The sequence below is a fragment of the Thiomicrorhabdus aquaedulcis genome (assembly GCF_004001325.1).
Classification (GTDB): domain Bacteria; phylum Pseudomonadota; class Gammaproteobacteria; order Thiomicrospirales; family Thiomicrospiraceae; genus Thiomicrorhabdus; species Thiomicrorhabdus aquaedulcis.
This window is the reverse complement of sequence record NZ_AP018722.1, coordinates 1,002,730-1,025,573: the sequence shown is the minus strand read 5'-3', so window position 1 is coordinate 1,025,573 and position 22,844 is coordinate 1,002,730. Positions and strand designations below refer to the sequence as shown.

General features: G+C 44.9%; 16 protein-coding genes. 2 read left to right on the top strand and 14 right to left on the bottom strand.

Translation table 11 applies throughout. The annotated features are described in order from the left end of the window. Position 1: 1 nt before the first annotated feature. The 12 genes from EP181_RS04595 to hrcA form a co-directional block, all read right to left on the bottom strand. Complete coding sequence (locus tag EP181_RS04595; protein ID WP_232023521.1) at positions 2–820, bottom strand: ferritin-like domain-containing protein; 819 nt, start codon at positions 818–820, stop codon at positions 2–4. Positions 821–977: 157 nt separating this feature from the next. Further along, on the bottom strand, positions 978–1,331 hold the full coding sequence (locus EP181_RS04590; RefSeq protein ID WP_127470613.1) for a hypothetical protein: 354 nt from the start codon (positions 1,329–1,331) through the stop codon (positions 978–980). Positions 1,332–1,471: 140 nt separating this feature from the next. Next, positions 1,472–1,921, bottom strand: coding sequence for a DUF4149 domain-containing protein (locus tag EP181_RS04585; protein ID WP_127470612.1), 450 nt, complete (start codon positions 1,919–1,921; stop codon positions 1,472–1,474). A gap of 39 nt (positions 1,922–1,960) precedes the next feature. Next, positions 1,961–2,437: a transcription elongation factor GreA gene (gene greA, locus EP181_RS04580; protein WP_127470611.1), complete on the bottom strand. Its 477-nt coding sequence runs from the start codon at positions 2,435–2,437 to the stop codon at positions 1,961–1,963. A gap of 106 nt (positions 2,438–2,543) precedes the next feature. Continuing rightward, positions 2,544–5,759 carry a carbamoyl-phosphate synthase large subunit gene (gene carB / locus EP181_RS04575; RefSeq protein WP_127470610.1) on the bottom strand — a complete coding sequence of 1,072 codons (3,216 nt, stop codon included), beginning with the start codon at positions 5,757–5,759 and terminating at the stop codon, positions 2,544–2,546. Between the two features lie 23 nt (positions 5,760–5,782). Further along, positions 5,783–6,934, bottom strand: coding sequence for a glutamine-hydrolyzing carbamoyl-phosphate synthase small subunit (carA, locus tag EP181_RS04570; RefSeq protein WP_127470609.1), 1,152 nt, complete (start codon positions 6,932–6,934; stop codon positions 5,783–5,785). Positions 6,935–7,252: 318 nt separating this feature from the next. Beyond that, a complete protein-coding gene (locus EP181_RS04565; protein ID WP_197723395.1) occupies positions 7,253–7,849 on the bottom strand; it encodes an NlpC/P60 family protein in 597 nt (198 codons plus the stop codon). A 272-nt stretch (positions 7,850–8,121) separates the two neighbouring features. Next, complete coding sequence (gene dapB / locus EP181_RS04560; RefSeq protein ID WP_127470608.1) at positions 8,122–8,922, bottom strand: 4-hydroxy-tetrahydrodipicolinate reductase; 801 nt, start codon at positions 8,920–8,922, stop codon at positions 8,122–8,124. A 41-nt stretch (positions 8,923–8,963) separates the two neighbouring features. Beyond that, on the bottom strand, positions 8,964–10,130 hold the full coding sequence (gene dnaJ / locus EP181_RS04555) for a molecular chaperone DnaJ (protein WP_127470607.1): 1,167 nt from the start codon (positions 10,128–10,130) through the stop codon (positions 8,964–8,966). Positions 10,131–10,539: 409 nt separating this feature from the next. Then, positions 10,540–12,453: a molecular chaperone DnaK gene (dnaK, locus tag EP181_RS04550; RefSeq protein ID WP_127470606.1), complete on the bottom strand. Its 1,914-nt coding sequence runs from the start codon at positions 12,451–12,453 to the stop codon at positions 10,540–10,542. A 192-nt stretch (positions 12,454–12,645) separates the two neighbouring features. Continuing rightward, on the bottom strand, positions 12,646–13,212 hold the full coding sequence (gene grpE, locus EP181_RS04545; RefSeq protein WP_127470605.1) for a nucleotide exchange factor GrpE: 567 nt from the start codon (positions 13,210–13,212) through the stop codon (positions 12,646–12,648). Between the two features lie 41 nt (positions 13,213–13,253). Beyond that, positions 13,254–14,297 (bottom strand): heat-inducible transcriptional repressor HrcA, encoded by a 1,044-nt coding sequence (gene hrcA, locus EP181_RS04540; protein ID WP_127470604.1) that lies wholly within the window; start codon positions 14,295–14,297, stop codon positions 13,254–13,256. A gap of 130 nt (positions 14,298–14,427) precedes the next feature. On the opposite strand from hrcA, the gene EP181_RS04535 reads away from it, so the two are divergent. Both EP181_RS04535 and recN read left to right on the top strand, forming a co-directional pair. Continuing rightward, on the top strand, positions 14,428–15,303 hold the full coding sequence (locus EP181_RS04535) for an NAD(+) kinase (RefSeq protein ID WP_127470603.1): 876 nt from the start codon (positions 14,428–14,430) through the stop codon (positions 15,301–15,303). 62 nt (positions 15,304–15,365) lie between these two features. Next, positions 15,366–17,042, top strand: coding sequence for a DNA repair protein RecN (recN, locus tag EP181_RS04530; RefSeq protein ID WP_127470602.1), 1,677 nt, complete (start codon positions 15,366–15,368; stop codon positions 17,040–17,042). 73 nt (positions 17,043–17,115) lie between these two features. Here the strand turns inward: recN and EP181_RS04525 are convergent, their stop codons facing one another. Continuing rightward, entirely contained in the window at positions 17,116–20,943 is a 3,828-nt protein-coding gene (locus EP181_RS04525) for a translocation/assembly module TamB domain-containing protein (RefSeq protein WP_127470601.1), read from the bottom strand. Further along, positions 20,897–22,747 carry an autotransporter assembly complex protein TamA gene (locus EP181_RS04520; protein WP_127470600.1) on the bottom strand — a complete coding sequence of 617 codons (1,851 nt, stop codon included), beginning with the start codon at positions 22,745–22,747 and terminating at the stop codon, positions 20,897–20,899. Before EP181_RS04520 ends, EP181_RS04525 begins: the two co-directional genes overlap by 47 nt. Positions 22,748–22,844 lie beyond the last annotated feature (97 nt).

Sequence of the window (22,844 nt, the reverse complement as noted above, 5' to 3'; positions counted from 1 at the left end):
CTTAAATGCCTGACTGAGTTGGATTGAGTGATTTTAACCAGTTAATTTCATCGGCACAAAAACCCGCTTGCTGACGCGCCTCATAATTAAAAGGTCCGCGCAAATCGCCGTGATAATACTTTTCAACGACTTCTTGAAAGGTTTTAAACGGGTTTAAGCCACGCTCGCTGCACAAATATCTAAACCAACGCGTACCCACTTCAACATGACCAATTTCATCGCGCAATAAAATCTTTAAAATTTCTACCCCTCGCTTGTCACCAATAGCGCGCAACTTTTGAATCATTGCGGGGGTCACATCCAACCCACGCGCCTCCAGCGTACGTGGAACCAGTGCCATACGCACCATCGGATCGTGGTCGGTTTCGTAGGTGGTCATCCACAAGCCATCGTGCGCTACCATATCGCCGTATTCGTATCCTAAGAGCGCCAAATGTTCACGAATCATTTGAAAATGATACGACTCTTCAGCCGCTACGCCCAACCAATCTAAATAGTATTGAACCGGCATAGACTGAAAGCGATAAATGGCGTCTAACGCCAAGTTAATCGCATTAAACTCAATGTGCGCAATAGAGTGCATTAAGGCCGCATGACCCTCTGCAGACCCTAAACGACGACGCGGCAACTCTTTGGGAGAAACTAAGATAGGATTTTTAGGGCGGCCTGGATCAGGGATTCTTAACACTTCTACACTGGGTGTAAAATCAAAATTATCATCCGACCAATCTATTTGCAACTGGGTAAGTTGCGCAACTTTGCAATCTAAGTCGGCTTGCATAAGACAGTCGTAAACCGCTTGAAATATATTTTTTTTCATTAAATTTACACACTTTTTAGCGTTAGAACCAATGTAAAGCCTTTGCATTCATTCGTGCAAATGGCTCACATATAGTTTTTATTTAAACCAGGCCTGGTAGAAAGCAAAAAACCGGTAAAAACCGGTTTTTTGGGTCTTAATCACTGGGCGTTAAAAATTAACGGTAGTAAGAAGCCATGTTGTAACGTGTCCCTTTGAAGTTTTTAGCATCAATCGCTTCAAACAACGCTGACCACTTTGCACGGTCTGCAGGAGTCATAACAGAAGCAGGATTTAATCCAACAGATTTGTCTGCATATTTAGCTTCAATTGTCGCTAGCTCTGCTTTACATGCTTCAACAGTGGTTTTTTGCTCCATTTCACGAGCCGCGGTTCCGCCTTTAGTTTTAGCTGTTTCAATCAATGCTTCTGCATCGGCTAAACAATTGTTGTAAACATCTGATGCATGAACGTTAAATGACATTGCTGCAATGGCAGAAATAAATAAGGCTTTAATGGTTAAGTGTTTCATTCGTAAACTCCGAGGTTGGTTGACTCAATAACGAATCAATTCTGACGGTTTTCAGGTTAAATTGCAACCCGTAAAAGTTAGAAAATAATGAAATGCTTATAAACATTTTTTATCCCCTCTTTTGCGCTATTAGTGCCGTTTTAAAGGGTTTTTAATGGCTTTAACAGATTTTTTATCAGCCAAAAACACATCAAAACAATCACCAATAAATACAAGACTTGATACACCCCATGCAACGAAGCAAACATGGGCCAATCAACTGAAAGCTTATCCACCCCATTGGGATAGCGTAATTTTATGCTTTGCATGGCGGGACTTACCCAACCGTACAACCCTGTCATTAAAAAAATGCTTAACCCAAGTGGCCACATGGATTTTGTGATGAAAATTCCGTTTTTCCAAACACCCCATAAAATCACCACAGTTAACATACCCAATACAAGCAACGCGCTGGCGCTAAACAATTTTGCCGCCAACGCACCCGCCAAAACTGGCTCTAACTGCCCAAATAATAAAGGTGTAACCCAATATCCTAAGGTGAGCATTACTGTGATTAAGACAATCACTACCCCATTTATCACCGTGTACATAGTGCCTCAAGGCGGTAAACTTTAAAAAAATTAGCCTGCTTAGATATATTGAATTGAGATAATTTCATAATCAATATTGCCTTTGGGTGCTTGTACAATCACCTCATCACCTTCCGTTTTGCCAATTAAAGCACGCGCAATCGGCGAGTTAACCGAAATTTTATTGTGTTTTAAATCGGCTTCTTCATTGCCGACAATTTTATAGGTTAACTCTTCATCCGTATCCACGTTTAATACCGTGACCGTTGCACCAAAGACAATTTTTCCGTTGGGCGACAGCTTAGTCACGTCAATAATTTGCGCAAGACTTAGTACACTTTCAATTTGCGCAATCCGTGCTTCAATAAAGCCTTGCTGTTCGCGTGCGGCATGGTATTCGGCATTTTCTTTTAAATCGCCGTGTTCACGCGCTGTGGCAATGGCCTCGGTAATTTTAGGACGCTCTTCTTTTTTTAACTTAACCAATTCGGTTTGTAAGGCATCTGCGCCTTGTTTTGTCATAGGATGCTTTTGCATTTTTTATCCTTTTTAACGTGCAAAGGTCTCAAACTAAAACGCCAAAGCACAATGGCTTTGGCGTAGCTTAAAATAGATGATGTAATCTAAGATATTTAATCTTAGATTAAAATAAATCTTGTAAACGGGTCACGGGCTGATCGTCTAAATAGTCCATTGCCTCAACCATTGCAAACGCGCCGGCCATCGTGGTGGTATAACATGTTTTGTGCATTAAGGCTTCACGACGAATGCTCGACGAGTCCTGAATACTTACCGAACCATCCGATGTATTCACAATTAAAGCAATCTCTTCATTGACGATAGAATCAACAATGTTAGGACGACCTTCTGTTACCTTATTCACCATATCACACGCCACACCAGCCGCTTTTAAAGACACCGCAGTTCCACGCGTGGCAACCACTTTAAAACCTTTAGAAATCAACTGATTAGCCAGTACAACCACATCTTCTCGATCGGCTTTACGCACACTTAAAAAGGCTGTACCAGAACGTGGTAACACGGTGCCTGCGGCCAATTGTGCTTTAGCATAGGCCTGGGCAAAACTTTTGCCAATGCCCATGACTTCGCCCGTTGATTTCATTTCTGGCCCTAAAATCGGGTCAACGCCTAAGAATTTAATAAACGGAAACACCGCTTCTTTAACCGAAAAGTGCTTAGGTTTAACTTCAACTTCAAAGCCTTGTTGTGCTAATTTTTGACCTACCATACAACGTGCAGCAATTTTAGCCAACGGAAAACCTATTGCTTTTGACACAAACGGCACGGTACGCGAAGCACGTGGATTCACTTCTAACACATAAATATCGTCGCCCTTCACGGCGAACTGGGTGTTCATTAAACCCACCACGCCTAACGCCTTGGCCATTTGCGCCACTTGCACACGAATGCGGTCTTGAATCTCGGCCGAAATACTGTAAGGAGGCAATGAACACGCCGAATCACCCGAGTGAATCCCGGCTTGTTCAATGTGTTCCATAATGCCGCCAATCACCACTTGGTCTCCGTCACAAATCGCATCGACATCTAATTCTACGGCATCGTCTAAGAAACGGTCTAACAGCACCGGAGAATCATTAGAAACCTTAACCGCCGCGGTCATATAACGAATTAAATCCGGCTCGGTGTAGACTATTTCCATGCCGCGCCCGCCCAATACATACGAGGGACGCACCACCATTGGGTAACCAATTTCATTGGCCAATACAACGGCTTCACTCACGCTTGAGGCGGTTCTGTTTGGTGGTTGTAACAAATTTAAATCGTTTAAGATTTTTTGGAAACACGCGCGGTCTTCCGCCAAGTCAATAGACTCTGGCGACGTGCCAATAATAGGCACACCAGCTTCTTCTAACGCCTCGGCCAATTTAAGCGGCGTTTGCCCACCGTATTGAACAATCACGCCCTTTGGATTCTCGACGGCCACAATTTCTAATACATCTTCAAGCGTCAAGGGTTCAAAGTACAAACGATCCGATGTATCGTAATCGGTTGAAACCGTTTCTGGATTGCAGTTAACCATAATGGTTTCGTAGCCGTCTTCACGCAATGCCATCGCGGCGTGAACACAGCAATAATCAAACTCAATACCTTGACCAATGCGGTTTGGCCCGCCCCCTAATACCATGATTTTTTCACGATCGGTTGGCTTGGCTTCACACTCTTCGTCATAGGTTGAATACATATAAGCCGTAGTGGTTTCAAATTCGGCCGCACAAGTATCCACGCGTTTAAAAACGGGACGAATATTAAGCGTATGACGGAATTTACGAATAAACGCCGCATCGGTGTTTAATAATTTAGCCAAGCGATTGTCTGAGAAACCTTTGCGTTTTAAATTGCGCAACATGGTCTCATCTAAAGCGTCTAAACCACGTTGCTTAACGTCGTCTTCGATGTTAACCAAATCTTGAATTTGCGCCAAAAACCAGGGGTCAATTTTAGAAATATCGTGAACCGTTTCTAAATCCCAACCCGCACGAAACGCATCGGCCACATACCAAATACGCTCTGGGCCTGGATCACGCAACTCTTGACGTAAAATGTCTTTAATCTCTTTTTCGTCCATGGTCGCCAAAGGCATGATTTCGTCAAAACCATTTTTATCGGTTTCTAAACCACGCAACGCCTTTTGAATCGACTCTTGGAAGTTACGTCCAATCGCCATCACCTCACCCACAGACTTCATTTGGGTAGACAAACGCGCTTGCGCTTGTGGGAACTTTTCAAACGTAAAACGTGGTACTTTGGTGACAACGTAATCAATGGTCGGTTCAAACGACGCGGGTGTTGCGCCATTGGTAATGTCGTTTTGCAACTCGTCTAACGTGTACCCTACGGCTAACTTTGCCGCTACTTTAGCGATGGGAAAACCAGTAGCCTTAGACGCCAACGCCGACGAACGTGATACACGTGGATTCATTTCAATAATAATCATGCGCCCATTTTCAGGATTAATGGCAAATTGAACGTTTGAACCACCGGTCTCAACACCAATTTCGCGCAATACCGCCAACGAGGCGTTACGCATAATTTGATATTCTTTATCAGTCAACGTTTGCGCTGGGGCAACGGTAATAGAATCACCGGTATGGACACCCATTGGGTCAAAGTTTTCAATAGAGCAAACAATGATGCAGTTGTCGTTTTTATCACGCACCACTTCCATTTCGTACTCTTTCCAGCCCAAAATAGACTCTTCAATCAATAACTCTTTAGTGGGCGATAAATCTAAACCAAACTTACAAATTTGTTCAAACTCATCCTTGTTATAGGCAATTCCACCGCCTGAACCACCCAAGGTAAACGAAGGACGTATTACTGTTGGAAAGCCAACACGCTTTTGAATCTCCCACGCTTCTTCTAAGTTGTGCGCCACATCTGAATCGGGCATGTCCAAACCAATGCTGCGCATGGCTTTACGAAAACGATCGCGGTTTTCGGCTTTATCAATGGCATCGGCTTTCGCGCCAATCAATTCCACACCGTACTTGGCTAATACGCCGTTGGCGTCTAAATCTAACGCACAGTTAAGCGCAGTTTGACCGCCCATAGTCGGCAAAATAGCATCTGGTCGTTCTTTGGCAATAATAGCCTCTACGGTGCGCCACTCAATAGGCTCAATGTAGGTGGCATCGGCCAAATCTGGGTCGGTCATAATGGTGGCTGGGTTAGAGTTAACCAAAATAACGCGATAACCCTCTTCTTTTAAGGCTTTACACGCCTGCACACCCGAGTAATCAAATTCACAGGCCTGACCGATAATAATAGGGCCAGCACCAATAATCATAATACTTTGTATATCACTTCTCTTTGGCATTACGTTTTTCCTATTTCTATCAATTAAGCGTTAGTGGCTTGTTTAGAATTTTTAATATTTTCAAAAAACTGATCAAATAAAGGCGCTACATCGTGCGGGCCCGGGCTGGCTTCAGGATGACCTTGAAAGCTAAATGCCGATTTATCCGTACGAGAAATCCCCTGCAACGTGCCGTCAAACAGTGATTTATGCGTGGTTTTTAGATTAGCAGGTAAGGTAGATTCTTCTACAGCAAAACCGTGGTTTTGAGCCGTAATCATCACTTTTTTACTGTCAACGTCTTGCACCGGATGGTTGGCGCCATGATGACCAAACTTCATTTTTACCGTCTTAGCCCCGCTGGCCAATGCCAACAGCTGATGCCCTAAACAGATGCCAAACACCGGAATATTTGCCTCTAATACTTTTTGAATGGCTTCAATCGCATAATCACATGGCGCTGGATCTCCTGGGCCATTAGACAAAAATACGCCATCCGGCTTCATGGCCAAAACCGTTTCAGCGGGTGTTTTGGCGGGTACAACGGTTAACTTGCATCCGTGATCGGCCAACATACGCAAAATATTTCGCTTAATGCCATAGTCGTAGGCCACAACGTGGTAACCCGTGCGATTTTCAACGGGTTGATGACCGTTTTCGAGCGACCAAGAACCTTCATTCCATTCATAAATTTCGGCCGTGGTGACTTCTTGCGCTAAATCTAAACCGTTTAAGCCGCTAAAGGCTTTGGCTTTGGCAATGGCATCTGCGGCATCAATATTTTTACCAGCCACAATTACGCCTGATTGAGCACCTTTATCGCGTAAAATTCGGGTTAGTTTACGCGTATCAATATCGGCAATGGCCACCACGTTTTGTTCTTTTAAATAGTCAGGCAGCGATTTTTCAGCGCGAAAACTGCTCATCAACATGGGGCAATCTTTAACAATAAGACCTTGCGCCATAATGCCCGCAGACTCGCTGTCCTGTTCATTGACGCCCACGTTGCCAATATGTGGATAGGTTAAGGTTACAATTTGTTTAAAATATGAAGGGTCGGTTAAGATTTCTTGATAGCCGGTCATAGAAGTGTTAAAAACCACTTCACCAACTGTTTCACCTTCTGCACCCAATGAAACACCCCAAAATAGAGTGCCATCTTCTAACGCTAGCAAAGCCTGTGTCGCCTGAGTCATGTATTTTCCATCCAAGTAATACCCGATTAAAATCAAACTGCATCTTCTTAAGATTTATTCGCCGCGCATATAAAAAAACGGAGCCAGCCCCCCATTGAGGACTCACTCCGTTTTTTGTGCTAAATGGTGTTGGCCATCCCAGCTAAATACCCCGTAAATGCAATAAATGCTTAATTTTAGTCGTAAAAATTAATTGGCGAGATTGTACCCGAACAACCCATTCTTGTCTAGGTTAAATACTGCCTTAAATATGAGGCTGCATCCTTTCTTAGCCCTAGCCGCCCCTAGTGACCCCTAGCTTCGTACAATACCCAATCACTAACGTAAACTTCGTGCCGTCCAGTAACTGTTGCGCCAATAATCATTTTCTAAACTTGAAATAGTCACCCCAAGACTGGTGGAGGCATGCATAAATCTTGATTGCCCTAAATAGATACCGTTGTGTATCGTATTTTTAGCGACTTTAAAAAACACAATATCGCCAATTTTAAGAGCCGACTTGTCCACGGTATACCCGACTCTAACTTGACTGCGGGTGTCTCTGGGTAAAATATAACCTAACTTATCGCGAAAGGTACTTTGTACATAAGAAGAGCAATCTGTGCCTTTTAGAGTACTACCACCATACTGATAAGGCGTTCCTTTCCAAAGAGAAAATTGTGAAACCAAGGCTTGTTTTACTGGCTTTTCTTGAGTTAAATCAATCGCATTAGGCTTTTTCTTAACTTTAATTTGACCACCGATAGACGCATCGTGCGCGGGTTTAACACCCTGTTCAGAAATGGGTGATTTAGGTGCGCTTGAGCACCCCACCAATAAGACCAAAAGCGCCAATACTCCAACGCGCAACCCCATTGAAAAAAATGAAAGCGTCGAACTCGCCCTACTACCGTTTACCAAATTTAAGCCAAGCATGCTTTACCTCATTTGCTTTAAACATAGTTTCATTCTACCCACTTTAACCTAGCAGCCTATCGGATTAAAGCCAATTGACTGCAAAAAAGCTGGATCTTATATAAAACATGCTTAAAACCTTTGCAAAATAACATTAAACAGAACTGACCAGGCCTGGTCAGTTACAAATCTATGCAAAAATTGAGCCAATAAAAAAGGTGACTGGATTAAATCCTAGCCACCTTTTATAAAACAACCTTAACAATCAGCCAGTAAAGGCCTTTACAAAATTTTTAGCGCAAATCTAACACGTCCTGCATATCAAACAAACCGGCCTGCTTAGTTGCCAACCAACCGCATGAACGAGCCGCCCCCTTGGCAAACGTCATTCTACTAGAGGCCTTATGCGTAATTTCAACACGTTCGCCTTCTGTCGCAAACAGCACCGTATGATCCCCGACAATATCACCGGCACGCACTGTGGCAAAGCCAATGGTATTAGGGTCACGTGCGCCAGTAATGCCTTCTCGGCCGTACACCGCACAGGTTTTTAAATCTCGACCCAATGCATCGGCCACCACCTCACCCATGCGTAACGCAGTGCCAGAGGGCGCGTCTACTTTGTGGCGATGATGCCCTTCAATGATTTCAATGTCATAGCCTTGATTAAGCACTTTGGCGGCTTGCGCCAATAAATTAAGACAGACATTAACCCCCACACTGTAATTGGCCGCAAACACCATGGCAATCGATTGCGCCGCTTTATCAATGGCGGCCAAACCTTCTGCGTCAAAACCTGTTGTACCAATCACCATTTTTTTGCCGTGCGCTACGCACACCGCTAAATTTTTGACTGTTGTTGCCGGCGTGGTAAAGTCAATGAGCACGTCAAAATCGTCTACCACCTGGGCTAAATCGCCCACAATGGTTACGCCCAGCTTACCAACACCGGCTAGTTCACCGGCATCGACGCCAATTAAACTGCTGTCTGGGCGTTCAATGGCGGCCGACACACTTAGCCCTTGGGCTTGATTGACTGCATCAATTAACACTTTTCCCATGCGCCCAGAGGCGCCAATAATTGCTACTCTCATTTGATGTTCCAAATTAAGTATTCCAAGTTAGGTATTCCAGGTTAGGTATTCCATGGGTCATTATCAGATTTTTTATCGGCTTTTTTGTCGTCATCGCCGGTAAAAAACGATTTTACCGAATCAAAAAAAGTATGCTCTTTTGGACTGTGCTGTTTATGGTGCTTGCCTTTTAAGCTGGCATCAAACGCTTCAAGCAAGGCTTTTTGTTCGTTGGTTAATTTAACCGGCGTTTCAATTTGAACCTGCACAATCATGTCACCAATGGCCGAACTACGCACCGACTTAACCCCTTTAGCGCTTAATTTAAAACGCTGCCCAGATTGCGTGCCTGCGGGTATTTTTAAGCTGGCTTTGCCACCCAAAGTAGGCACATCAATCGAACCACCCAGTGCGGCCGTCGCAAAACTTAACGGCAGGTCGCAATATAAGGTATTGCCATCACGTTCAAAAATAGCGTGCTTTTTGACACGCATGCGCACATACAAATCACCGCGTGGCGCGCCAGGCTCACCCGCCTCGCCTTCGCCTTGCAAACGAATACGATCACCAGTATCAACCCCAGCCGGAATTTTAACCGACAAGGTTTTATGACTGTGCGTATAACCTTCGCCACGGCATTTTTTACACGGCGTGGTAATTAACTTGCCCGAACCATGACAGGTTGGGCACGGACGATTGACGGCAAAAAAGCCTTGTTGCATGCGCACCTGACCCGCACCACCGCACGTAGGGCACGTTTGTACTTTACTGCCAGGCTCGGCACCGCTGCCGTCACACGAATCGCACACGTCTTTGGTGGGAATACGAATATCGACGGTTGTGCCGGCTACTGCGTCTTCTAACGAAATATCCAATTCATACTGCAAATCATTGCCAGGCTGTGGGCCACGACGACCGCTAAAGCCGCCGCCAAAAATATCGCCAAACACATCGCTAAAGGCATCACCAAATCCGCCACTAAAGCCACCGCCACCGTGATGACCGTCTAAACCTGCGTGTCCAAACTGATCATAGGTCGCGCGTTTTTGTGAGTCGGACAGCACTTCGTAGGCCTCAGAGGCTTCTTTAAAATGGTCTTCGGCTTCTTTGTTGTCTGGATTACGATCGGGATGGTATTTCATGGCCATTTTGCGGTAGGCTTTTTTAAGCTCACCTTCCGAAACGGTTTTGGACACTTCTAGAATTTCGTAATAATCTCTTTTGCTCATAGGTGTAGTCGTTTGCTTTGGTCAATTAACATTTAAAAGCAATCAAAAACAGTCATTGCATTTAACCAGGCCTGGTCAAATGATTTTGACTGTTCTAATTGTTTTTAAATGGTAATTAAAACAGTAATTAAAATGAGACCTTTGCACGAGTGAGGCGCGAAAGAAAAATGCGGGAAAATTTGCCTGATTGCGGCGGGAAATGCAGTGAATAGCTGGCTATTCGCAAGTTTTCCAACAAAAATCAGGTGGATTTTAACCATTTTTATTCGTGCATTCACTCATGCAAAGGTTTCAAATAGTGATAGTGCGTTAAAAAAGCCTAAAAAAACGGGCAACCATTGGATTGCCCGAATTATACAGACTCTAACGTTACATTTTAACGATAATTTTTAGCGTTCATTTTGAACGATTATTTCTTATCGTCAACTTCTTCAAATTCCGCGTCCACAATATCATCATCGGCTTTATCTTTGTCTTTGCCTTGCGCCTGCGCCGCGTCACCTTGTGGCTTGGCTTGGGCTTTTTGAGCAATTGGCTGACTTACTTCGGCCAACTTAGCGGTTTTTTCTTCTATAACGGCTTTGCTGTCGCCTTTAATAGCCGCTTCAAGCTCGTTAATAGCGGTTTCAACCGCGGTATTTTCCTCACTGGTCAACGCTTCACCGGCGTCGGTGACCATTTTACGCGTGCCGTGAATCATCGCATCGGCTTGGTTACGCACTTCAACCAACTCTTTTAATTTGCGATCTTCTTCGGCGTGCGCTTCGGCGTCTTTTACCATCGCTTCAATTTCGGCTTCCGACAGCCCTGAAGACGCTTGAATCGTAATGTGTTGCTCTTTACCGCTGTTTTTGTCTTTGGCCGATACATTTAAAATACCGTTGGCGTCAATGTCAAACGTCACTTCAATTTGTGGCGTGCCACGTGGCGCGGCCGGAATCTCATCCAAATTAAACTGCCCTAATGACTTATTGCCCGACGCAATTTCACGCTCACCTTGCAGTACGTGAATGGTTACAGCGCCTTGATTGTCTTCAGCGGTTGAAAACACTTGCGATTTACGCGTTGGAATCGTGGTGTTTTTCTCGATTAACTTGGTCATTACGCCGCCCATGGTTTCAATTCCAAGTGACAAAGGCGATACGTCTAACAACAACACATCGTTTACATCACCTGACAATACGCCACCTTGAATCGCCGCACCCATGGCAACCGCTTCGTCTGGGTTTACATCACGACGTGGCTCGCGTCCAAAAAACTCTTTAACACGCGCTTGCACCATCGGCACACGCGTTGAACCACCCACCAAAATAACATCGTCAATATCCGATGCAGACAAGCCAGCGTCTTTTAACGCAATGCGGCAAGGCTCAATGGTACGTGCTACTAAATCTTCTACCAACGCTTCAAATTTAGCGCGCGTCATTTTAATGTTTAAATGCTTAGGCCCAGTGGCGTCGGCGGTAATGTAAGGCAAGTTAATGTCGGTTTGTTCACGCGACGACAATTCGATTTTAGCTTTTTCAGCCGCTTCACGCAGACGCTGAATGGCCAATGGATCGGCTTTTAGGTTAACACCTTGGTCTTTTTTGAACTCTTCTACTAGGTAATCAATGATAACCATGTCAAAGTCTTCACCGCCCAAGAACGTGTCGCCATTGGTAGACAATACTTCAACTTGCTTTTCGCCGTCTAAATCGGCTACTTCAATAATAGACACGTCAAAGGTTCCGCCGCCCAAATCGTACACGGCAATTTTGCTGTCACGCGTGACTTTGTCCATACCGTACGCCAACGCCGCCGCTGTTGGCTCGTTAATAATACGCTTAACGTCTAAACCAGCGATTTTACCCGCGTCTTTAGTGGCTTGACGCTGTGAGTCGTTAAAGTAAGCCGGTACGGTAATAACCGCTTCGGTTACCGCGTAACCCAAATAGTCTTCGGCGGTTTTTTTCATCTTCATTAACGTGCGTGCAGACACTTCTTGAGGTGACAGTTTTTTACCGTCCACTTCAACCCATGCGTCACCGTTATCGGCGGCCACAATGCTGTAAGGCACCATGTCTTTGTCTTTGGTGACCACCGCGTCATCGGCGCGACGGCCAATTAAACGCTTAATAGCAAACAAAGTGTTTTTTGGGTTGGTGACCGCTTGACGCTTGGCCGAATCGCCCACCAACACTTCACCGTCTTGCGTGTAAGCAACCACCGAAGGTGTGGTGCGTGCGCCTTCTGCGTTAGGAATAACTTTTACTTCTTTGCCTTCCATAATGGCCACGCAAGAGTTGGTGGTTCCTAAATCGATACCGATAATTTTAGCCATGTGCTTCTCCAGTTTCTGTGTGCGGCCTACTTTGTAAATTAAATGTAGGCAGCTTGATGATTTTTAAAATTGTTTAAGATTGTTTAAATTGGTTTAACGAATTACTGATGGTTTGTATATAAGTCTGTCAAAACGTTTTTCAAGTAACCTGTCAAAAAATGTGTGAGTTTTTTAATGCCGAGACATCAAATCTTACTGCGCCACAATCACTCGCGCCGGTCTTACCAAACGTTCGTTTAAGGTATAGCCCTTTTGCACCACCATGATCACCGTATTGCTGGTGTGGTCGGGTGACGGCACCATGGTCATCGCTTCGTGCAATTGTGGGTTAAAGGTTTCGTTTAGTGGATCAATGCGCTCAACATTAAAGCGTTGTAACACATCCAACAACTGTTTAAACGTCATGTCCAAACCTTCACGAATACTTTCAATCGTGGCTTCTTCCTTGCCCGCCGCGTCCATGCCCATTTCGATGGAATCCATCGCCGGAATCAACGCATCCACAAATTTATCCAACGCAAACTTGTGCGCGCTTTCTAAATCCAAACGGGTGCGGCGACGCAGGTTTTCCATGTCGGCTTGCAAGCGCAACGCCATGTCTTTATGCTTGGCGGCTTCTTCTTGAGATTCCTGCAATAAAGCGGCAATGTCCTGTTCTACATTTTGCTCAACTTGTTCGAGCGTTTCATCTTGAGCATTCTCTTGCGCAGTTTGCGTGGTATTAAGATCATCTTGTAAAGTCGATTTAGTGTCTGACACGGTGATTTCCCTATCTGGATTAAAATTTATTAACGTGCACCTTAACTAAGGTTGCGTTCGGTTTTTTTCAAGAGCGAGCCTAATATTTTTGCCGTAATGTCCACTTTAGGAATCACTTTTGCATACGGCATTCGGCTTGGGCCGATTACGCCCAAAACACCCAACACCTCGCCGTCCACTTCGTAAGGCTTGGTGACAATACTACAATCGTGATAAATCGCACTGCCGCACTCGTTGCCAATAAAAATTTGCACACCGGGTGCGGCCAGGCTTTTGTCTAGCACACTTAAAATACCGCTGTGTTGCTCAAACGCCTGGTACAAAGCGCGCAATTTATCCGAGTTGGCCAACTCTTGATAATTAAGCAACTTGCTTTGCCCACCCACCAAAAACGGCAGTTGCGGTATCAGCTGTTGGGTCAACACTTCGTCTGTGGCCTCAATCACCGACAGCATAAATTGATTGGTGGAATGGCGAATTTTATCCATTTGTGCCACCAACATTTTTTTAGCGTCTTGCAAATTCTTGCCAACGCAATGGGCGTTTAAATAATTAGAAATTTGTTCTAACTCGCTGGCAGAAACCGCCGTTTCAAGCTCGATAATTCGGTTTTGCACATCTTGGTCGTTAAACACCAACACCACCAACACCCGATTACCACCCAACGCCATAAAATCAATGTGCTGTAAAATTTCGCGTTCTTTGTTAGGCAGCAACACCAAACTGGTCATGCCGGTAATGTCGGTTAACACTTTAGACGCGCTTTGCATCAACGCGTCTTGGTTCAAATTGGGCGAGAGTTCATGGCGGATGGTTTCGATGCTTTTGGGCGACATGGGTTGATACGTCAACATAGAGTCCACAAACAACCGATAGCCGCGCTCGGTGGGCACGCGTCCAGCCGATGTGTGCGGGGCGTGAATAAAACCGAGCTTTTCAAGATCGGCCAAGACGTTACGCACCGTGGCCGAACTTAAGCCAATGTCGGGCAATTTAGCCAAGGTGCTTGACCCTACTGGCTTGCCGTCATTGAGGTATAATCCCATCAAACTTTTAAACAAATAGTGTGAACGGTCATTTAGCATGGTGCAATTTGCCCTTGTCTTTAATTAAGTACTCATTAAGCACTCTCAAGTCTTGAGTGCTAAATTATAAGCGCGGATTGGCTTTATACAAGAGTCTTGACCCTAATTAACTTTGTGAGCGAGCAATTTCATGTTTCAAAAAATTGGCATTTTTGGCAAATACAACGGCATTCAATCGTGGGAAAGCATCGATAAACTGGTGCAACATCTGTTAACCAAACACAAAACGGTGTATTTGGATTCGGCCTCGTGCCATGACTTTCCGCATGAGCGGTATGGTATTAAAGTCATTGAACGCGACCAACTCTACGGTTTAATTGACGTGGCCATTGTGGTAGGCGGCGACGGCACCTTTTTAGACGTAGCGCGCTCGATTGTCGACAATAAAATCCCCATCTTGGGCATTAACCTTGGCCGTTTAGGGTTTTTAACCGACATTTCACCCAAAGAGATGCTGTGCACGTTGGACGAAGTGATGGACGGCAATTACGACAGCGAAGAGCGCAATTTAATCAAAGTGGTGATTGAAACCGCGGGTAAAACCGTATTTGAACAGTTGGCGTTTAACGACGTGGTCATTCACAAAACCGACTCGCCGCGCATGATTGAATTTGAAACCTTTGTGGACGGGCGGTTTTTAAACAGTCAACGCTCCGACGGCTTGATTATTTCGACCCCAACAGGCTCAACCGCCTATGCATTATCGGCCGGCGGACCTATTTTAGACCCCGGCCTAGACGTGTTAAGTTTGGTGTCGATTAACCCGCACACCATGAGCACGCGCCCCTACGTTATTTCGGGGCACAGCACGGTGCAATTGCGCCCGCACGAAAACTGCAACGGCGCGGCGCAAATTATTTGCGATGGACAAGTGACCTTTAACATCACTTCCGCGCATCGCACCACCGTGACACGTCATAAAAATTTTATTAAAATGCTGCATCCCCGCGGCCACGATCACTTTGAGCTGCTGCGCGCCAAATTGCATTGGGGCGACAAGTTGTAAACTTTGTTTTTTAATGATTTGTTTTTTTAATTATGCGTCTTTATTAAGAGTAACCCGTCACCATGCTGCAAGAGTTAACCATTCAAAACTTAGCTTTAATTGAACACCTCACGCTTAATTTTAACCGCGGTTTTAGCACGCTCACGGGCGAAACTGGGGCGGGAAAATCCATTTTATTAGACGCGTTGGGCTTGGCCTTGGGCGAACGTGCCGACAGTGCGTTGGTGCGCCACCACACCGAACGCGCCGACGTTACCGCACTGTTTGACGTCAGCCAATTGCCATTTGTCCAGGCCTGGTTAACCGAACAAGCGTTGGACGATGCCGACCACCAATGTTATTTGCGCCGCATTGTCACCTCCGAAGGGCGCTCTAAAGCGTTTATAAACGGTCGGCCTATTCCGGCCAGCAGTTTAAAAACGCTGGGCAGTTTTTTAATTGACATTCACGGCCAACACGAACATCAATCGCTGCTGCAAACTCAAAAACAGCTTACGTTACTGGACGCCTACGCCCAACACCCCGAGGCACTGGCCGCCACCCGCGCGCACTACAAACAGTGGCAAGCCCTTAAACAGCAATTAGACACCCTATTAACCGAGCAGGCCGACTACCAAAGTAAGCTCGAACTATTGCAGTTTCAGCTCAATGAGTTTGACGAAGTCGCCCCCCAAAAAGACGAGTTTATGGCACTGTCTGAAGAACAAGGTCAACTGTCGCACGCCAGTGAAATCATCAGCGCCTGTCAACGAGCCTACGATGCGCTTGAAGGTGAAAACAGCGACAACAGTGCCAGTGAACAGCTTAATGCCGCCATTGCGGCACTCGAGTCGATTGCGGCCTTTACCCCCACTTTGGCCAATACATTGGTGGCGCTTAACAGCGCACTCATCGAAACGCAAGAAGCCGCAGGCGAAATTCAGCACCAGTTTCAATCGGTTGATATTGACCCGCAACAACTTCAACGCGTTGAAGAACGCTTGGCTCAGCTGTTTGCGTTGGCCAAAAAATACCACCTTAACCCCGAAGAGTTGGTTGAAAAACACCACAGCATTCAACACGCGTTGCAAACCTTAACCCAATCAGACTCGTCCATTGAAACCCTTAAAAACAACATTGACCAGGCCTGGTCACACTATCAAACTCACGCCACGCAACTCAGCCAATCGCGTCAAAAAGCCGCGCTTAAACTGGCCAAAATTGTGACCCAAGGCATGCAACAATTGGGCATGCCCAATGGTCTGTTTGAACTGGATTTAAGCGTGCTTAACCCCGGCAACGCTACGGGGTTTGACAAGGTGGAATTTAAAGTAACGGCCAACATTGGCCAACCGTTACAGCCCTTGGCCAAAGTGGCTTCGGGAGGGGAGTTGTCGCGCATTAGTTTGGCCATACAAGTGGCGACTGCCGAAGTGGCAAGCCTGCCCACCTTAATTTTTGACGAAGTGGACGTGGGGATTGGCGGCGGCGTGGCCGAAGTAGTGGGACACAAAATGCGTCAACTGGGTGCACACAAACAAATTTTGTCCATCACCCATTTGGCGCAAGTCGCCTCACACGGCCACACGCATTTGCACATTTCTAAAACCACGCAAAACCAACAAACCTTTACGCAAGTGGTTGAGTTGGATTCGCTTGGACGCACCCAAGAACTGGCACGCATGATGGGCGGATTGACCATTACCGAACAAACTCTTAACCACGCCCAAGAAATGCTGGTGAGCGCACAGCAAAAATAAAGGGCTCAAATTGAGACCTTACCGACTTAACAGAATAAGCCCTGTAATGTTTCAATCCTCCTGCAGATGCTCTTTAACGCTCTAAACGATAGATAAGATCCACCGAGCTATCGCTGTCTCCACTATTGCTTTTGAGTAGCCAGCGATCAGTCAATTGATAGAAGAATTGCACCGCCTGCCCCTGTTGCTCAGTTAAGTCTTTCGCATAGCGCACGTAAAGTTTATCGGTTAAACTCCGACCAACTAACAGGTTACTGACCTGTTGACCGTCTACATCAAAATAGACGTCTTGAATACCCAATGAACTGGTTAACGTATTGAGCACTGGCGTGTTGTTTTGAATCCCGAGTTTGTAAAAAGCACTTAACACTTGCGATTCATAGTTTGGCTCTTTGGACATATCGCCTGCACGGCCAAAGACCATTAAATTGATGATACGCGCTTGAGACAGGGCAGGTTTTGAGTAAAACACAAACTGCGGTTGCGTAGCATTGCCTGTTATATTCAATCTAGCCGTTGTCTCGCCTACTATTCTAAAGAGATTTACATTTAAGGTTGGATTACCAATCACGCCGTTAAATAAGAAAGCCGATTGATCAATCTGAATCTTATTACGCTCATCTAACATAATATAACCTTCACGTATTTTTACCTCGCCAAATGCCTTCATATCAGAAGTATCGGGCGTTTGCACCAACTGCAACTCACCGCCTAGCAACAATAGGGAGTTCTGAACTCTGACTTTGACATTTTGACCAAAACCGATTCTAACGTCATAACTTAGGTTGGAAACACCCTCCTCTTTTACTACGACCTGGCCTTGCTCATCAATGATAACCTCATCGTTACTGGTGGAGGTACGTTTGTGGAGCGGCATTTCATCCAAATTCAATTCGCTATCATGCAGCTCCACTTTACCCGCAACTTTCGTTGCCTTATTAATTACAGAAATATGCATATCGGCCGCGGTCATCAGGTGCGCAAACGGAGTTTTTAGCAACTCGATAGAATCGGTTTTAAAATGCGCTAATAGGTGTGGCTCTGTGTCTAATGCCGTCAAGTTAACGTTTAAATCTGCTTGTCGTTTACCCACCAGACCCACCTGCTGCTTCCATACGCCAGTGGCATTAACCGCTTTCGGTGTCAGTTGCGCTTGTAGTTGCACCGCTTGCTCTTTTAACCCCAGCAAAGGTAAATTAAAATTTAGGTCAATATTGGCCAAAGTACTGTGTTGTAGTTCTGCAGGTGTGCCAGAAAGCGTAGTTTCAATCTTTACGTTCGTTTGATTAAATTCAACGAGTTTCAAGAATTGTTCGCTTAATGCCCAATTAGAAAGCGTCAACTGCGCTTTTCCGTTTAACGTTGCAAGTGACCAGGCCTGGTCAGTTGACTTTATCGCCTCAACCAAGGCATTAAAATGTCCCGTTTTGTTCACTTCGGCTACGCTTTTTAAACCGGCCTGATTAGGCGTGAGCTGGAGATTGGTTTGCCAGTTATTAACCTGCATGGGTATTTGATTGCCTTGTACAATCACGGTTACATCCAACTGAGGCACAAGCAAATCTTGTTGCAATGTGAGTTTTTTTCGCCAGTCGGCAGAGCCTTGACCGTTAAGATGTCCTGTTAATAGGACATTTTCACCTAACCACGGTTTTGCCCAATCAAACACTGGCAAGGCATCCAGTGACCAAGTTGCCTTATGTTCGTAAGCCTTAAAACAAACTTTAGCGTCAGTATTTTTCACCGATTGAATGCATATCTCATCGGTTGAGATTTTGGAAGGACTTTGCCAATCAATAACACGGGGCTTGGCCAACTGCCAGTTACCGGTATCTGCTTGCACGATATCAAAACGTGTCAAGGCTATTTTCTGTTGTTTTAAACTGGGTTTTACCTCATACAATTCAGTATTAAAACTTAACTGTGGATGACTCATTTTAAGACTGCTGGCCAAGCCTTTTTTAGACTCTTGACGCACTGCACTCAGTTGAGAAATAAGTGTCTGTTCCACCATCTTATCAGCAATCCGCTTAACTTTACTTACCTCATTCACCTTAAGGGAGAATGCAGTCCACTCAAGTTGATGTAAAGGCGCTTGCACGTTTAAAGCAACCTGCTTAATCCTCATTTTTTCATCAGCTGGCGCATCGGGAGATTGATAACTGAGGTTATTGGCATCCAATTGCAAGTTTAACCAGGCCTGGTCAAATCCTGATAGGTCTTTCAACAAGCTCCCCTTCGCCGTTAAATTTGCTACGGCGTTGCCGGTGAGCGGTGCATACAACTGGTTAAGATTATTCAGCTTGGCTTTTAATGAAAGATTGGTATTTTCTGCCCATTGTCCTCTCAAATCAATCGCGTTATCGCCCACGACAAGTTTGGCATCGTGAACATTCACATGACTAAAATCCGAGCTAACATTGAGTTTTGCCGCAAACTTTCCCAAATACTCTGCATAACCTAATGCTTCCGATTGAATTGCAATCGCATAATCGAATGCCCCCTCTGGAGCGACTGCCTTGGGTGCTACAGTTGATTTTTCGATTGCTTCGCTGTTTTGTGGAGTCAAATGACTGTCAATGACCCCTTTAAAAGTGAATGGCTTAGGCAACCCGGTTAACGCCAGCTGTTTCACTGCCAGCTGACTGGTGCGTTGCTCAAAATCACGCAAGGTAAAATCAAATAAGGCACTGATTTGGTAATTCAACCTGGCATCAAGCCATTGGAGATTCAGCGCATCTGCCTGCACACTCACGGTGCTGCTCATCTTCTGAAGATCGGCTTGCCCTTTCACATTTAAAGAACCCATCTTCTCAAATTGAGTTTTTAAATCAAAAGTCGCTTTCCCATTTGACGCATATTCCGCGCGATAATCCAATGCCGTTGGCGGCTTGCCTTTAAGGTCCAGACTCAGTTTGCCATGACTCGATAATAGGTAATTTTTTAAATGAAACTGTGAACGAATTTGCCCAGACAGCTGATTAATCTGCCACTGTTCAGAAAAAGCTGCTTCAAGCTCTTTAAACGTTGAATCTAGCTGAATCAGGGTTTCATCTATCTTGACAACATGTTCCGAACGTACCCTGTAAGGCTCAATCATGTCCAGATTAAAACGAATCTGCTTTAAATCGCCCGTGGCCTGGGTGGATACGTTAATCGTTTCAAACCCCTCCGAGCCTGCTAATTTTAGCGATAAAAAGGCTTTAAACTCGCGGGCATTGACCACCTCAAAATGGCTATGTGCTTGCACTTTATAAGCCAAGTAATCGGCCTTTAAATTTTGTAAAAACAACGTTTGCGTTTGCCAGTCTAGCTCGCTCTCAAAATGCGCAACCTTAATCGTAGGCTGGTCGTCAATCGACAAACGCAACTGAGAGACCTTCAAAAGATCAATGCTCCAGCGCAAATCATAGGCCTCTAGTTCCGTCAACAGCTTAAACGGCTCTGTTAAAGGCTCTGACGGCTCATCACTGCTCGTTAAACGTACCGTGGGTTGAGTGACAGTAAACGTTTGAAACTGCAGATGGCGATTAAACAACATAGACAACTGCCATTGCCATTTAATTTGCTCAATTTTCACCTCTTGTGCCGCGCTCTTAAAGCGGATGTTATTCAGTGTTAAACCGTCGATTAAACGCCCTTCTGCTGATTCAATTTGTAATTGTCCACCGGTAGATTGTTCAACATAGTGCTCTAAATAAGGCAAAGCCGTGGAAACCGCCTGTGGATGCCACAAAGTAAGCGAGAGTAGTGCGAAAACACCAAGCAACAAAACCATGAGCAAGCCAACGGATAATCGGATGCTCCACTTAAAAACTGCCGATAAAATCCCCATCATTTTTGGCTCAGGCGCTTCATAGATCAAATCCGAGTGAGAAGTGAATACGCCAAGGCTGCTCATATTCGGAAACCGGCCAAGCGATATCAAGTTTTGCCATGCCAACCGGTGTATAGCCACGTAAGCCAAAACCTGCGCCCACTTTCAAATCTTGTGTTCCGGCATCATCGAATAACTGACCCATATCAACAAACGAACCCAGGCCAAAATATTTTGTAATGCGGTAATCGGTACCCAGCGACCCTGAAACACTGTTTTTTGCCCCGACGACAGAATCGGCATCCAATTGAATACCAATAGATTCAAATTCAAAACCTCGCAAGGTCTCGCCCCCTAAAAGCGTTAAATAACTTGAAGGAATCGATTGGTTTTTATCTACTAACGTCAATCTCGTTTGGGCGCGAACATGGAAACGCCAGAACTCCATCGGCGTATACACCCAGCGGGTTTTTAACTCAATTTGCGCAAACTGCGAATCGGACACTAGATTGTCAACACTGGCTCTAAACACACCACTGTGGTGATACCCTTGCGTTGGGTAGGCATCACTATTAACCCAACGATTCTTAAAGCCAGACCCTAATAAAAAAGTTTGCGTTTGCTCAGTTGCTTCATTTTCATAGGTAAACTCTTCGGTTTCTAATGAAATAAAAGGGTTAATCGACCATTTTGGCGTAATTTGATAACTGTAGTCACCCGTAATGGCCATCAACTCTCTATCTAAAGTAGTGGATTGTGTCGCATCATACTTAAGACCGGCATTCCAGTTTTGCTCAGCTGGACGTTCACCTGGAATGCGATAGTTAAAATTAAAGTTCTGTGCTTTTTCACCAAATAAACTTTCAACTTTATAACTATGACCTTGCGAATTCACCAGACGATTTTCAAAACCAAACAAAACACGCGCCCCCGTGTCCGTTCCATATCCAACCCCTATCTCGTAAAGATGTTTAAGACTGTCTTCCAATTCAACATCGATAGGAATACGACGCGCCTCTTGCTCGGAATATTGGGGTGCGACCCGAATCAAACCAAAATATTGGCTGTCTATTAGCGCTTTTTGCAGAGCAAGAATATGGGATTGCTTATAAATATCACCAGGCTTGAAATCGACATAGCGATTTAAAAAGGCATCGCCTATCTGTTGACTGCCATGAAAAAACACCACGCCAAACCGATACGGTTCTTGAGTATTAAAATGCAGGTTCACATCCACTACATTAAGGTGCGGATAGACTTTAAATTCACGCTGAGTAAATTTGGCATCCATATAACCCTCATTGGTCGCAATATTGGTTAAGGCGCTTACGGTATCCGTATAGTCTTGATGTTTAAAAATGGCATCTTTTTTTAGTTGCAATTGAAATTTTTGAAACTCTGCCCAAACTGGTAAGTCTTTGCCCGCTCCGCTAATGTTTAAATGAATATCTCGAATATAAACTGGTTTGCCTAACTCGACATTAAAAGTAACACGCGTTTTTTTAGGGAGCCGCTCAAGTTGGCTAGTCACGCTAGAACTGTAATAACCAAGCGCTCTTAAAGCATCCAAAATTTCATTTTCTGCTCTACGATATAGAAAGTCGGTCTGTGCAGGATATTCATCGTCTTTTAAGTGAATTAACCCAATTTCATTTTTTAGTTTCTCAGACAGTTCAGCCATATTATCCACAGCAGTTGGCGTTGTTGCATCACCACTTGTTGTCTCTACTAAATCAACCACAACCTCTAGTTTTACATTTTCATTAGACTGATTAACTTGATGCTTTAACGAGGCTTCGCCTTGGCTTACGGCACCAAACTCTGCCGCAACAACGTTAAACTGCATGTGTAAAAAAAATAAAAACACAACGCTTGTAAAAAACTTCATACACTAAAACCAATGCGACAAAAAGAAACACCCGCAAAACGCTCTTTACAACCAATCACTGCCCACTTCATCAACCTGTCCACCCTTAAACTTTAGT